This is a genomic window from Microcoleus sp. S36a_B3 (assembly GCF_036700745.1).
Classification (GTDB): Bacteria; Cyanobacteriota; Cyanobacteriia; order Cyanobacteriales; family Microcoleaceae; genus Microcoleus.
In genome coordinates this window covers 67202-80276 of the sequence record NZ_JAUBPN010000021.1, presented here as the reverse complement: position 1 = coordinate 80276, position 13075 = coordinate 67202, and the positions used below count along the sequence as shown (strand labels likewise).

9 protein-coding genes are annotated in these 13075 nt (G+C 48.4%); 6 read left to right on the top strand and 3 right to left on the bottom strand.

Annotated features, from left to right (window positions below; translation table 11 throughout):
* Nucleotides 1–360 precede the first annotated feature (360 nt).
* Nucleotides 361–894: a hypothetical protein gene (locus QUA01_RS20575; protein WP_333092377.1), complete on the top strand. Its 534-nt coding sequence runs from the start codon at nt 361–363 to the stop codon at nt 892–894.
* Between the two features lie 116 nt (nt 895–1010).
* Here QUA01_RS20575 and ilvD read toward each other — a convergent pair whose 3' ends face one another.
* Nucleotides 1011–2696 (bottom strand): dihydroxy-acid dehydratase, encoded by a 1686-nt coding sequence (gene ilvD, locus QUA01_RS20570; RefSeq protein ID WP_333092319.1) that lies wholly within the window; start codon nt 2694–2696, stop codon nt 1011–1013.
* A 419-nt stretch (nt 2697–3115) separates the two neighbouring features.
* On the opposite strand from ilvD, the gene QUA01_RS20565 reads away from it, so the two are divergent.
* The 3 genes from QUA01_RS20565 to QUA01_RS20555 all read left to right on the top strand — a co-directional run bounded on the left by QUA01_RS20565 (nt 3116) and on the right by QUA01_RS20555 (nt 5105).
* On the top strand, nt 3116–3958 hold the full coding sequence (locus QUA01_RS20565) for a pentapeptide repeat-containing protein (protein ID WP_333092378.1): 843 nt from the start codon (nt 3116–3118) through the stop codon (nt 3956–3958).
* Between the two features lie 108 nt (nt 3959–4066).
* The gene (locus tag QUA01_RS20560) at nt 4067–4930 is read left to right on the top strand and encodes a sulfite exporter TauE/SafE family protein (RefSeq protein ID WP_333092320.1); all 864 of its coding nucleotides are present in this window, start codon (nt 4067–4069) and stop codon (nt 4928–4930) included.
* Nucleotides 4923–5105 (top strand): hypothetical protein, encoded by a 183-nt coding sequence (locus tag QUA01_RS20555; RefSeq protein WP_333092321.1) that lies wholly within the window; start codon nt 4923–4925, stop codon nt 5103–5105. Before QUA01_RS20560 ends, QUA01_RS20555 begins: the two co-directional genes overlap by 8 nt.
* Before the next feature lie 45 nt (nt 5106–5150).
* Here QUA01_RS20555 and QUA01_RS20550 read toward each other — a convergent pair whose 3' ends face one another.
* Complete coding sequence (locus QUA01_RS20550) at nt 5151–5993, bottom strand: hypothetical protein (RefSeq protein ID WP_333092323.1); 843 nt, start codon at nt 5991–5993, stop codon at nt 5151–5153.
* A gap of 136 nt (nt 5994–6129) precedes the next feature.
* Here QUA01_RS20550 and QUA01_RS20545 point away from each other — a divergent pair, with 136 nt between their 5' ends.
* Nucleotides 6130–6456 (top strand): hypothetical protein, encoded by a 327-nt coding sequence (locus tag QUA01_RS20545; RefSeq protein ID WP_333092324.1) that lies wholly within the window; start codon nt 6130–6132, stop codon nt 6454–6456.
* 59 nt (nt 6457–6515) lie between these two features.
* On the top strand, nt 6516–7055 hold the full coding sequence (locus QUA01_RS20540) for a GIY-YIG nuclease family protein (RefSeq protein WP_333092325.1): 540 nt from the start codon (nt 6516–6518) through the stop codon (nt 7053–7055).
* Between the two features lie 369 nt (nt 7056–7424).
* Here QUA01_RS20540 and QUA01_RS20535 read toward each other — a convergent pair whose 3' ends face one another.
* Nucleotides 7425–12935 (bottom strand): PAS domain S-box protein, encoded by a 5511-nt coding sequence (locus QUA01_RS20535; protein WP_333092326.1) that lies wholly within the window; start codon nt 12933–12935, stop codon nt 7425–7427.
* Nucleotides 12936–13075: the final 140 nt, after the last annotated feature.

Here is a 13075-nt window from a genome sequence, read left to right as displayed (position 1 = left end):
TTCGCGTTCTTTGCGTCTTCGCGGTTCAATCATAAAGGAGGTATATTACCTAGATTTGGTATCATTATTTATGGCAGCCGTAAATCAGCAGCAAAATCGATTTAGACTCGAATATTTTTAGTGTAAGCATCTTGCTTGCGTAGGATTTTTCAAATGATTTAAGATTGCTATAGCAGTCATTAGTTATTGGCAATTGGGTTAACCTGTCAATAATTGCCTAAAACCAACAATTTAGTCAACCCGTCTCGGTCGGATATTATAAGTAATTACCCGAACTTGATATAAGTTCTGTAATGGGGAATTTGGCAATTGGCGATCGGTTAATCTAGAGTGGAACAAATACAGCAAGGAACGAAAATCATGGGACTATTTGACCAAATTTTGAACGCGATCGACAATCCTAACCAACAAGCAAGTTCCAATCAGTTGGGCAACATTATCGGTGCGGTAGAGCAGTTGAGCGGCAACCAGGGCGTGGATGCGGGTACGACTCAGTTGGCGATGTCGGTTTTGGGCGGATACGTGCGATCGGCATTACAAGACGTGCGATCGCAGTCGGGAGAAGCACAAGCTCAACAACTTGTCAACCAATTTAGCGGCACAAACCCCAATCCGCAAGCAGTACAGAGTTTGTTTGGAGCCGGTCAACTAACGCAAATCATCGCCGACATCGCCCAAAGAACCGGTTTAAATAACACAACAGTGCAAGCAATGATACCTGTTTTAGTGCCGATCCTGCTGAATTTGCTGCAAACCGGCGGCAACGCTCAAAATAATCCAGCCCAAGGCCAAAATCCCGTTTTGAATACGTTTTTAGATGCCGATGGAGACGGCGACGTAGATATTACTGACGCCATGTCGATGGCTAGCCGCTTTTTGAATCAGCGTAGTTAATTTAGGATTTTTGTAACTGCAGATATCACCGGATGGACACAGATGAACGCAGATCAAATCCGATCTGCGTTCATCTGCGTTAATCTGCCTTCATCTGCGGTTACAAAAACTCCAAATTAACCCAAACCCAAATCAGTCACAGCACCAAGACTGCTAGAAGAAACCAATTTAGCGTATTTAGCCAAAACGCCCCTAGTATAGCGAGGTTTAGGAGCTTGCCAAGCTGCTCGGCGCTGCTCCAATTCTGCATCAGCAACATTGAGCTGCAACAACCGATTCTTAGCATCAATCGTAATCGAATCGCCCTCTTTTACTAAAGCAATTGTGCCTCCTACTTGTGCCTCCGGTGCAACGTGACCGACAACCATGCCGTAAGTTCCGCCAGAAAAGCGGCCGTCAGTAATTAATGCTACGGAATCGCCCAAACCTGCGCCAATAATTGCCGAAGTTGGTGCTAACATTTCGCGCATTCCCGGCCCGCCTTTGGGCCCTTCGTAGCGGATGATAATCACATCGCCGGCTTGAATTTTGCCCGCTAAAATTGCATCCAAACAATTTTCTTCAGATTCAAATACCCGCGCCGGGCCGGTAATTTGCGGTTTTTTAACGCCAGTAATTTTAGCAACGGCTCCTTCTGTTGCCAGATTTCCTCTGAGAATTGCTAAATGTCCTTGGGCGTAAAGCGGGTTGTTCCAAGGGCGGATGACATCTTGGTCGGTGCGGGGTTCGGCTGGAATATCTGCTAACACTTCAGCAACAGTTTGGCCGGTAATTGTCAGCGCGTCTCCGTGCAGCAAACCTTTTTCTAGCAGCATTTTCATTACTTGAGGAATGCCGCCGGCTTTGTGCAAATCGGTTGCTACGTATTTGCCGCTGGGTTTGAGGTCGCACAGCACTGGTACTTTTGCTCGAATAGTTTCAAAATCGTCGAGGGACAACTCAACGCCGATCGCATTGGAAATGGCTAATAAATGCAGCACAGCATTGGTCGAACCGCCGATTGCCATGATTACCGCGATCGCATTTTCAAAGGCCTTGCGCGTCAAAATTTGGCTTGGTAACAACTGTTTGCGGACAGCTTCCACGACAACTTTTGCAGATTCGGCAGCGCTGTCAGCTTTTTCGGCATCCTCAGCAGCCATTGTCGAAGAATAAGGCAAACTCATGCCCATCACTTCAAAAGCGCTCGACATCGTATTTGCTGTGAACATCCCGCCGCAAGAACCAGCGCCCGGACAAGCTTTATGTTCGACTGCATTGAGTTCTGTTTCGTCAATTTTGCCCGCGCTGAATTGACCGACTGCTTCAAAAGCGCTGACAACGGTTAAATCGCGTCCGTTGTGGTGTCCTGGTTTGATCGTGCCGCCGTAAACAAAAATAGCAGGAATGTTCATGCGGGCGATCGCAATCATCGCCCCCGGCATATTTTTATCGCAACCGCCGACAGCCAGCAACCCGTCCATACTTTGGCCGTTGCAAACAGTTTCTATCGAATCCGCAATCACATCTCTCGACACCAGAGAATATTTCATCCCTTGAGTTCCCATCGAGATCCCGTCGCTGATAGTAATCGTACCGAATGTCTGTGGCATGGCGCCGGCTTCCCTTGCACCCGCAACAGCCCGCAAAGCGAGGTCGTTCAATCCCATATTGCAGGGCGTAATCGTGCTGTACCCGTTGGCAATCCCCACAATCGGCTTAGTGAAATCGTCGTCACCAAAACCGACTGCCCGCAGCATTGCTCGGTTGGGCGCGCGCTGCACGCCTCCAGTCACAGCTTGGCTTCTCAAATTTTCAGGCATTTTAAAGTTTCCTTTCTCTGTTGACAGTTGACAGTTGACAGTTGACAGTTGACAGTTGTCAGTTGTCAACTGCCAGCTCGCCCAAAAACGAATACAAGTTTCCGATAATCGTCGTGGTGAGCCCATAATTTTAGACCAAAGTTCCGGCTCCCAGATGAATCTGTGGAGCAAATCTAAAATCTAAAATCTAAAATCGACTGACTCAGTGCCGAGCGCCGAGAGTTTTACCCTATTGTTGATTTTCTCAGAAGCTTTGATATTTGTCAGACCTTTTAGGAGGCAGTGGCACAGCAGTGTCCGGAAAGCAAGGGAAAAATTCTACAGATACTACAGCGTGCAGAGTGAATACCGTGGTTATCTGGGATGATGTGGTAACACCCATCACTCTAACGTTTAAAAAAAATTGCGAGGCGAATGACATGGAGGCCGATCGAATTCTGAGGCAATATGCGGCCGGAGAAAGAAATTTTCGAGAGATTAACCTCGTCGGGGCCGACTTAAAAGGGGTAAACCTCAGCGAGGCTAACTTTACCAGATCGAATTTCCAAGACGCAAACCTTAAAGGCGCTAACCTGACGGGAGCGAACTTGCGCGAGGTGAAATTGGCAGGGGTGGACATGACAGAAGCCAACCTCAGCGAAGCAAATCTCATCGGTACCGATTTGAGCCGGGCCAATCTCAGCGGGGCTAACCTGATGGGAGCCAACCTGCGCGGATCAATGGCGAGAGAAGTCAACATGACCAAGGCTAATTTGACCGAAGCTAATTTGACCGAAGCCAACTTTACCGAAGCGAATTTGTTTGCGGCCAACTTAACCGACGCTAGCATGATTCGCATTAATTTGATGAAGGCAAATTTGAGTTGGTCAACTCTCAAAGCGGTAAACCTGACAAATGCCATCCTCAGCGAGTCGCTTTTAGAAAGAGCTAATCTGACTCAGGCAATTCTCAGCGGGGCGATGGTGAGCGGGGCCAACCTGACTGGTGCAGATTTGCGCCAAGTAACTATGGTTGGAGCTAATCTCACCGACGCTAATCTGAGTAATGCTAATTTGAGAGTTGCTAATGTTAGTTGGTCAACGTTGGCAAGAGCTAATTTGAGCGGGGCTAATTTGTACCGTGCCAAGCTGTGCTGGTCTAATTTTAGCGGGGCTGTTTTGGTGGAAGCGGTTTTGATTGATGCTAATCTCAATCGAACTAACTTCCGCGATGCAGATTTGAGGCGGGCAATTATGCCCGATGGCACGACTAATGATTCTTAAAATTTGATTGTTGATTGTTGACTGTTGACTGTTGATTGTTGACTGTTGATTGTTGACTGTTGATTGTTGACTGTTGACTACTGACTACTGACTAATGACTAATGACTAATGACTATCACTGAATTATTGATGTTGGGTGCGGCGGGAATTTTTGCCGGAATTCTAGCTGGATTTTTGGGTATCGGCGGCGGTACGGTGCTCGTGCCTTTGTTGGTGGCTCTCAATTACGCTCCGGTGCAAGCGGTTGCTACTAGCAGTTTGTCGATCGTCATTACAGCTATTTCTGGCAGCATCCAGAATTGGCGCATGGGCTACCTCAGCTTGAGCCAAGTCGCAGGCATCGGATTTCCAGCCGTCATCACAGCACAAATCGGTGCTTATTTGGCGGGGATATTTCCGCCTTACTTGCTGTTACTTACTTTTGGGTTGTTGCTGTGGTTAAATATTTATTTGATTGAAGTTCGCAAGCGTCTGACAGCTAAGAAGAAAGCGGAACTAGAACAAGGGGAACTGGGAGGACAAGCGGGACAAGAAGAAAATGCTCAATTACCAATTACCAATCACGAATTACCCAATAATTCAAATATTATATTCCATCCAACTTTTGCTAAAATTGCTACCGGCAGTGCGGCGGGTTTATTAGCGGGTTTGTTCGGGGTAGGCGGTGGCGTGATTATGGTTCCTCTGCAAATTTTGCTGTTAGGAGAAAGCATTAAAACTGCCATTCAAACCAGCTTGGGTGTAATCGTCATCACTGCTATTTCGGCGACGGCGGGACACGCGGCGCGCGGGAATGTTTTGTGGGATGTGGGGTTAATTCTTGGCGGCGGCGGTTTGTTGGGGGCGCAAATCAGTACGCGATTTTTGCCGAGATTGCCCGATCGTATTGTTAGTTTAGCTTTTCGATCGCTCTTGGCAATTCTATCGATTTATGTTTTCTGGCAAGCTTGGCAAATATTTAGTCATGGGTAATGGGGGAATGGGGGAATGGGGGAATGGGGAATTGGGAATGGGGAATTGGGAATTGGGAATTGGGAATTGGGAATTGGGCATCGGCCCGCGCAGGGAATGGGAAATTGGTTATTGGTTGTGTTCCCCAACTACTCACAAAAAACCTAGAAAAAAACCACAACCAACAAATAACTAATGACTAATGACTACTGACTACTGACTAATGACTAATGACTAATGACTACTGACTGAGTTTTTTGACGGCGCGAGTCAGACGCTGCAAATAAGGCTTGACAATTTCTTGATTTTGCCGCTGCAACTCGGAAACTTGCTCGTACAAATGCTTGATCTCGGTTTGCATTGCCCCTGCGTCTATTGCCGGTCGATCGAGCAAGTCCTGCAATTGCTTGAGAGAACCTTGGATTGTATCGAAGTCTACTTCGTTCGATCGCTCCTGCAACTGAGCTGTAATAGTTCTCACCTCAGTTAACTTTTCGTCCATCAATAAAAATCGGACGTTGACATTTTGCCAATCATCCTCTCTGAGGGCGCTATTTTCCAAGATGCGGAGGTTTTCTCGCAAATCCGACAGGATGGTGTAGAGCTCTTGAGAATCAGCAGGTAGCGCCTGCGCTCGTTCCAGGGATGCTACGGCTGCTTGCAAGTCGCTGATAGCACTCGATTCCAAACTGAGGATTTTTTGTTTCAAGTCGGATACTGCCGTGTAAAGTTCTGCTGGTTCTCCAGGTAGCAACTGAACTTGCTGCGATCGACCTGCTGCTGCGGCCTGTACCTCCGCGATCGCAGAATTTGCCTTTTGTTGCATTTGTTGCTCAAAACGCTGGCGATTGGCTATATTCAGCGATATCGCTGCGGTTAAGGGGGCTGCCGCGTAGAGAATTTGGCCCGACAATCCCGCAGCAATCGTGCCAATCGCTGAACCGGCAATAGAGGCGTATTCTGCCAATTCTAGCCAATCCGGCTGGTTTAGGGAAATTCTCAAAGCTGGGAGTGATGCGTTTTCGATTTTCTGCATAGACTTGTAGTCGTTGTCTGGTAGATGATTCGTTTTCGATATGGACATGATAAAAGCGATCGGCAAATAAATCCGGGCTATTTATTAAAAATTCGAGACTGTGATATTTTAACTGACCTTTTGCCGATCGCCACTGTCGGGTAAAATTCAGAATGCGCCGGTGTCTGTCAGGAGTATATAGAAAATGGGTCTCAAGATTATTGAAAGCTACGATAACAGTTTTGTCCTCGAACCGGATGCTAAAGCTCTACTGTTCGGTTTGTTGACTGGTGAAAGCTTTCTCCAACAAATAGCGCTGCAATTACAGTGTTCGCGCCTTGAGTTTGCGGAGTTACTTTTTCAGCCAGTGCCCTACAGCAGCGACACGCCGAAGGGAATGCCTGCGGAATTTGAACAGTATCACCAATCGAGGGATTTTGCGATCGTCAACGTCCCGCCCAATTTCATGTTTCAAGCCAAAATATTTAAACCCAGCCGCCTCTGTGCAGTTTATCGCGTTTTTAGGAATTAGGTAAAGGTCGGTTAATTTGTGGTTTAATCTAAAATCTAAAATCTAAAATCTAAAATCGGATGACAGAAGACATTCAGCCTCTCGCTAGCTTAGAATTCATTCCCTACATTGACTCCGAGGGAAAATTGCCCGATTTTGTCCAGGGAAAAATTGGCGTTTATGCGATTTTTGATAGCGATCAAATTCTGCAATTTGTCGGCTATTCTCGCGATACTTACCTCAGCCTGAAACAGCATTTGGTACGCCAAACCGAATATTGCTACTGGCTGAAAGTCCAAATTATCGATCGACCAAACCGCACTATACTCGAAAACATCCGATCGAGTTGGATTGCTGAAAACGGCTCGCAGCCCCAGGGTAACGGTGCCGATGCAGCCAAGTGGAACGATCCCATCGACACCAAAACTGTGATGACAGCCCAAGAAGTGGCAAATTATGAAGGTATTATTGCTGATGAACTTGCCAAAGATAAATTGTTAAAAAATGTAGCGCGCCGGGTGGAAAATCAAATTTTATCGCTGCTCAAAGCTCGCGGTGTAACTGAAGAAATCCGGTTTAATCCCAAGTTGAAAACTAGCGGATTGTTGGATTTAAAATAAGGGCGTTGCTGATTTTGGGTACGTTGTCATGTTCTGTCTACGATCGTAACAAAAAAGGTTCGTAGTGAGGAATTGATATCAATTCCGGTTGCATTCATACATGATGTTAACAGTTAACAGTCAACAGTCAACAGTTAATTTACTATTCCGGTGAAGAGAGGATTTGATATGATATCGTTTCCGCTTGCATCGGAATGATTTAACCTTATTAGTACGCAGAGTACACAGAGTCCGAGAATATATATCTGAATCATTCCGATGCTAACCGATTTGATAGGAGTTCGTAAAACGTCACAAAAACAGTTCGTTCGCAGTGCGGAATTGAGTTCGTAAAAAGCTGCTGACTCAAGTCCTGTCTACGAACCTGCACTACTTTTGCACGTTTAATTTGGCTAAAACTGAGGCGAATCGAGCAGGATCGATCGGCTTTGCTAAATGTTCGTCGTAACCTGCGTCGATCGCCCTGGCGCGGTCTTGTTCGCTAGCATAGGCTGTCAGCGCTACCGCCGGCAAGCGCTTGATTTTGTCAGATTGGGACGATCGCACTTTGCGGATCAGCGAGTAGCCGTCCTCAACCGGCATCCCGATGTCGCTGACTAGAATATCGGGCGGCGACTGCTGCAAAAGCTCGATCGCCTCTTGTGCTGAAGCCGCCGCTGTCGCCGTCGCCCCGCACTGTTCCAAGGCCACAATCAAAAACTCCCGGTTGTCGGGTTCGTCGTCAACAACCAACACTTTTAAACCGGCTAACATACCCCGACGGATTTGAGGGGCTTTCCTTTCCTCTCTCAACTGCCGCTGCTGGCCGATCCGCTGTTTGAGGGGCAGCATGACGGTGAATGTCGCACCCCTGTCTTGACCCGGACTTTCGGCGCGTACAGTGCCGCCGTGGAGTTCCACCAAGTGTCGCACGATCGCCAATCCCAGTCCCAAACCGCTGTCAGCCCTGGTAATCGACCCGTCTGCTTGTCGGAAGCGATCGAACACGTAGGGCAGAAACTCTGCTGAAATGCCTTTGCCGGTATCGCTGACAGTAATTTGCAGGTAATTGGGCGATGGGGAATTAGCCACAGCTACCGCAGACAAACGCAGTTTCACGGTTCCGCCCGCTGGCGTAAACTTGACGGCGTTAGTCAGCAAATTCGAGAGTACCTGCTGCAACCTCTGGGCGTCGCCCCACATCAATTTGACTGTAGGGTCTAATTCCGAGGAAACAGTCACAGACTTAGCCTGGGCGACGAACATGACTGAACTCAGAGCAATTTCGACCGCGTTTGTCATGACGAACCAGCCGTCTTTCAGAGCCAGTTTGCCTTGAATAATCCGGGAAACGTCGAGCAAATCTTCGACTAGCTGCACCTGCACCCTCGACTGACGCTCGATCGCTTCCAAACCGCTAGCTAAATCATCTTCAGTGTAGGGGAGGCCGCGCAGCCTCTGCGCCCAGCCCAGAATCACATTTAAAGGCGTGCGGAGTTCGTGGGAAAGCGTGGCGAGAAACTCGTCTTTCAGGCGGTTGATGTCTTCTGCTTCCGCGCGCGCGGCTTGTTCGCGATCGAGCAACTGAGCGAGTTCTGCCTCTACTTGCTTGCGATCGCTGATGTCGGCGACGATCGACATACAATTTATATTGCCTTGAGCGTCGTGGACTGGAGTTGCCCACAAACCGATGTCGATCGTGGTGCCGTCTTTCCGTTGGCGCTGGGTTTCCATCCCCGCGATCGCCTTTCCTTGACTAATTTTTTTCAATTTTGCCGTGAATTCCTCCTGCTTGTCTGGGGAAATGGAGGGCGAAAATTGATTTTTCGCCTCTGATTCTGACCAGCCAAAAATCCTCTCTGCCGCTGGGTTCCACATTTTCACAATGCCGTCGTCGGCGCTAACAACGGTAATTCCTAGGGGACAAGCTTGAATCAAGGCTTCCAAAGTTTGGTTGGTTTGCGATCGCGCTGCTTCTGCTTGTTTGCGATCGGTGATATCGACGTTTACCCCGATCGCCCGCTGGGACAAACCGATCTCGTTCTGAAACACCTTAGCCCTGCAAGCAATCCAGCCGATGCTGCTGTCGGGACGGCAAATGCGGAACTCAATGTTTAATTCCTCCCCGGATGCCACCGCCGCCTGCAACTGCTGTTGAGTGAAAGCGCGATCGTCTGGATGCACCATTGCCAGCAAATTCTGATAGCTGCTGTCGAAACCGCCGACCGGCAGTCCGTACAAAGCCTCTAATTCCGGCGTACACGCGAGTTCCCCTGTTTCGACGTTCCATTCAAAAGTTCCGATTTTGCCTGCTTGCTGAGCGATTTGCAGCCGTTCTTGATTGTTTTTGAGTTCCGCTTCCACCCTGGAGGTTTCGGTCAAGTCGATGTAAAATGCGACGATCGTCTCTGGTTCGCCCTTGTCCGGGCACAAAGTCGTCCCGCCCATCAGCATCGGCACGCGGCTGCCGTCTTTGCGGATGTACTCTTTCTTGAAAGGAGTTGCGACTCCCGAATCCCGCAGTTCCCCGGCCGCCAAGGCGTCGAGGTGCAGGTATTCGGGGGGTGTCATCCTGTCCCACCGCATTTGACCTGAGAGCACGTCCGATCGGGTGTAGCCGACCATGTTGAGCAGGCAGTCGTTGGCGTAGGCGATGCGGCCGCTAAAATCTCCGATCGCGACTCCGAAAATATTGGAATTTAACAGCCGCCGGAATAAAGCTTCGCTTTGCTGGATTACCCGTTTTGCTTGGTTGCGATCGGTGATTTCGGCGATCGCGCTGCTGACTCCCAACAGGGTTCCCGATTCGTCGCTTACAGGATAAAAGCTGACTAGCCAATCCCGCACTAATCCCGGCTGTTGCAGCGTTTCGGCCTTAATTTCTAAGTCGAGCACGGGGGTTTGCGTCGCCAGCACTTGCAGGTAAATCGGCTCTAGTTTATCGGCGATTTCGGGAATCGCTTCTCTGATGGTGCGCCCGATGTGATCGGCGATCGATCTGCCGTTGATCTGAGCGAGGCATTTGTTGATGCGGATGTAGCGCAAATTGGTATCGACAAAGGACATCCCGACCGGTGTAGTGTTGTAAACTAAGTCGAGTTCTGCTAGTTGGTTGCGAAGGCGTGTTTCGTTTTCTCGGAGCTGGTTTTGAGCTTGTTTGCGATCGGTGATATCGAGTACGAAGAACGATCCTTTGTTTGTGCATCCTTCCAAGTTTCCGCCCCCGATTAAAATTGGGAGGCGCGTGCCGTCTGAGCGGATAAATTCTTTTTCATAAGGCTCGCAACTTCCTGATGCTGCGACTTGCGCTACAGCAGCGCGATCGAGTTCTGTGTATTCCGCAGGCGTGATATCCAGCCAGCGGATCTGTCCCGAAACCAACTCTTCCCTTGTATATCCGATCATTTCCAGCAAGGCATCGTTAGCGTCTGTAACTTCACCCTCCGCATCCCAGAAACCGATGCCGAGCATGGTAGATTCTACCACGCTGCGGAACCGCGTTTCGCTTTCTGTTAAAGCTATTTCGGTTTGTTTTGCTGCGGTAATATCTGCGAAAATTATGCCGGCACCGATGATTTCTCCCCTTTCATTTTTGACTGGGTAGTAGTTGCCGAGCAAATAGCCAAACTCTCCGAGTTTTCCAAGATTTTCGCCGCTAATTTCTACGTTTAAAACCGATTCGCCGGAGTCGAGAACTTGCTGAATTATTGGTGCAAATTTGTGCGCCGATTCTGGGAACAATTGGCGGAAGTCTTGACCTAGATGCTGTTCGGCGGACAAACCGTTGAGTTCTGCTAAAACTTGATTGATGTGGATGAAGCGCATTTCGCGATCGACAAAGCAAATCGCCAGGGGAGATGCTTCTAGGAGCGAGTCAATTAAGGCAAACGATTGCGCTGTTTGAGATAGTGCTTGTTGCGCTTCTGCATAAAGTCTGGCATTGTCTAGGGCAAAAGCGACATGGTATGCTAAATCTTCTAACATTGCCATGTCTTGGGAATTGTAGCGACTGCCAGATTTAGATGTAAAGCAGGTAATAGCACCTATTACCCGCCCGCGCGCTAAGAGCGGTACGCAAGCGTGGGAGCCGATATTGAGCGAGCGCAATGTTTTCATTTCTGCTGTATCTTCGGCTGCTGCTGCTAAAATCTCTTCATCCACTTCGACAATTAGTTCCGATTTTCCGGTGCGAATTACCAGCGGATAGCCGTTAACAGCATCAGAGGCGATCGGGCTGCGGATTTTCAAGTTATTCAGAATATCAACCGCAGAGGACTCTGCGTGAGCTACAGCCGCGCGGCGCACTTTTGAGCCGATTTCGGTCAAATAAATGCAGCACCCGTCAGCGATCAAATTTACTGCTAATTCTGCGACATTTTGCAGCACCGTTTCCCCGTCAAATGCCGCAGTCAGCATTTTGCTAGCTTCTGCTAAAAATGCCGACCGCTGCTGTTCTTTTTCCGCTTTTTCCCTGGCTGCTAGCTCGATTTTTAACTGCAATCTTTGAGTTTCTGCAAGTTTGAGTTCTGTGATATCGCGGGCGACAATTAATACTGATTCTGCTGCGCCCTCTTTGTTAAATTCTGGAACTACGCGAGATTGATAGCTTCTGATACCGTCGGTTGAGTGCGCCTTAAATTCGATGATTTCTTCTCTGCCTGTTTCTAACACTTTGTGCAGGGTTTCGTCCCACATCTGGCACAGTTCTGGCGGCATTCCTAAGTCTTGACTGGTTTTGCCGAGGAAGAATGAAACGGGTTTTCCTTGGCTTCTGGCAACTGCTTGATTAACATAAATATAGCGCAGTTCTTTGTCCGTGCGGATAATCATATCTGGCGTATTTTCTAGCAGCGTTCTCAGTTGCTGTTCGCTGTTAGACAAAGCTGCTTGCGCTTGTTGTCTTTCGGTGACATCTCGCACCGTGCCCACGTATCCGATGAGTTCGCCGGAGTCGGAGAACATCGGCGAGGAACAAACGTTAATCCAGCGGACAATTTTCTCTGCTGTTTCCAGGCGATATTCGATCGCATATTCCCCACCTTTGCGAGTATAATCCAGCCATCGGCCCAATACGCGATCGCAGTCTTCCGGGTGAATGCAATTCTCCCAACCGTTTCCTAAAAGTTCTGCCAAACTCAAGCCAAAAATCGCCTGAGCGCGCGGGTTTGCATAGGTGTAGCGCCCCTCAAAATCCGCCATGAAAATCCCCATCGGCGAACAGGAACTCAAGCAGCGAAATCGTTCTTCTTGAGCTTGCAGTGCTTCTTTAGCTACTGTCAGTTCTGCCGTCCGCTGTTTGACGCGGGTTTCTAGCTGGGTGTAGGATGAAGCTAGGGCTATTTCTGCTGTTTTGCGATCGGTAATATCGATGCCAGTGGCGATCGCATATTCTACCACACCATCGCCATCGACCATCACTGTATTAGACCAAGAAATGAAGCGCCTGTCGCCGTTTTTAGTCCGCCAATAATTTTGATATTCGCTGTAATAATTTTCCGCGTTGAGTTTAGCAAAAACTGTTTGAACAGGTTCTATTTCTTCGAGAATTAAAAATAGATCCCAAACATATTGATCCACAACTTCTGCTGCCGAGTAGCCTGTGGCTTTTTCACAAGCTTGGTTGAACCGGACAATCCGTCCTTGGCTGTCAAGAACTACAATCAAGCAAGCCGAAGTGTCAATTACTTTTTTAATAATCTGGCGTTCTATTTCAAGTTCTTGTTCAGAGGACTTTAAGCCAACATACCAAGCGCTAACCATTGCAACGGCCAAAAGTAATATTGCAGGAGTTGCCTGAAATGCAAAGACTAACAGAGTTGTCAGCAGTAAGGCCGTGGCGGCGCTAAATGTAGCAAGGCTGTAGGATTTAATGGGCAAGGGCAAGACCTGAAACCAACTCATTTTTTGTTGACCTGTGGCGATCGCGCGATCGTGCTATTTCTTCTGCGGGTGAAACAAGAGTGTTAAAACTAACTATGGGTTTTTTCTATACCAAACCAGATTTGTCCGCGCCGTGCCATCTTCCCAGAGACAGATTTATG